A 1,217-nucleotide genomic window follows, 5' to 3' on the forward strand; every position below is an offset into this window, starting at 1 on the left:
TTGGAGCGGAAGACGGGATTCGAACCCGCGACCCTCGCCTTGGCAAGGCGATGCTCTACCCCTGAGCCACTTCCGCATACAGGATGTATGCGTCCCGTGTTGCGACAGGACGTCACGTTCTTAGCGGGGCTACCATCGTCCCGCGTTGCGACAGGACGTCACGTACAGGATGTACCGTGTTCAGCGTTGCGACAGGACGTCACGTACAGGATGTACCGTGTTCAGCGTTGCGACAGGACGTCGCGCTTTTAGCTGACCTTCCTTAAATGGTGGCTCGGGACGGAATCGAACCGCCGACACGAGGATTTTCAGTCCTCTGCTCTACCGACTGAGCTACCGAGCCATTCGAACCCGTGAATGCCGCCTTGAAAGGGCGGTGAGTTAAGCCGCTTCTCCAACGAGCCTTTGGCTGGGGTGGAAGGGATCGAACCTTCGCATGACGGAGTCAAAGTCCGTTGCCTTACCGCTTGGCGACACCCCAACTTCTTCTTTTCGAATATGGTAGCGGCGGAGGGACTTGAACCCCCGACCTACCGGGTATGAACCGGTCGCTCTAGCCAGCTGAGCTACGCCGCCATCATGGCGGAGAGAGGGGGATTCGAACCCCCGAGACGTTTTAGGCGCCTACACGATTTCCAATCGTGCTCCTTCGACCAAACTCGGACATCTCTCCAGAAGATAAACATGAAGTTGTGTACATGGTGGAGAGAGAAGGATTCGAACCTTCGAAGCTTTCGCAACGGATTTACAGTCCGCCCCATTTGGCCACTTTGGTATCTCTCCATATTCATTCACTTGTCTTATCGCGCACACCGCATCTCTCGCGGCGACAGGATTTATCTTACCACGCATATCATTCGCGTACAATCATTTTTTCGAAACAAAATCATACAAAACATGCAACTGATTCGCTCAGTCCTGCTCAAACTTGTCCATCGCGCAGGTTGTTTGCTCATTCACGTTTCGATCTGCAGCCTGAGAAAACAGAAAAAGACCCGATCTGCGTAAGATCGAGTCTCTCATTTTTGCCTAGCGACGTCCTATTCTCCCAGGACCCTGCGGTCCAAGTACCATTGGCTCTGTGGAGCTTAACTTCTGTGTTCGGGATGGGAACAGGTGTGGCCTCCACGACATTATCACTAGACGTACAGGATGTACAGTCGATCGCCGTTGCGACAGGACGTCGCTGGTCTTAGGCGATCTACCGCTGTGTTCCC

General features: G+C 53.9%; 6 tRNA genes and 1 rRNA gene. All 7 read right to left on the minus strand.

Annotated features, from left to right (window positions below):
* Position 1 precedes the first annotated feature (1 nt).
* Positions 2–76 (minus strand) — tRNA-Gly (locus EV586_RS20845).
* A 191-nt stretch (positions 77–267) separates the two neighbouring features.
* Positions 268–343: transfer RNA gene (locus tag EV586_RS20850), tRNA-Phe, on the minus strand.
* Positions 344–406: 63 nt separating this feature from the next.
* Positions 407–481: transfer RNA gene (locus EV586_RS20855), tRNA-Gln, on the minus strand.
* 18 nt (positions 482–499) lie between these two features.
* Positions 500–576, minus strand: a tRNA-Met gene (locus EV586_RS20860).
* Between the two features lie 4 nt (positions 577–580).
* Positions 581–673: transfer RNA gene (locus EV586_RS20865), tRNA-Ser, on the minus strand.
* A 26-nt stretch (positions 674–699) separates the two neighbouring features.
* Positions 700–783, minus strand: a tRNA-Tyr gene (locus EV586_RS20870).
* A gap of 244 nt (positions 784–1,027) precedes the next feature.
* Positions 1,028–1,144, minus strand: a 5S ribosomal RNA gene (gene rrf, locus EV586_RS20875).
* Positions 1,145–1,217 lie beyond the last annotated feature (73 nt).

The sequence above is a fragment of the Tumebacillus sp. BK434 genome (assembly GCF_004340785.1).
GTDB lineage: Bacteria > Bacillota > Bacilli > Tumebacillales > Tumebacillaceae > Tumebacillus_A.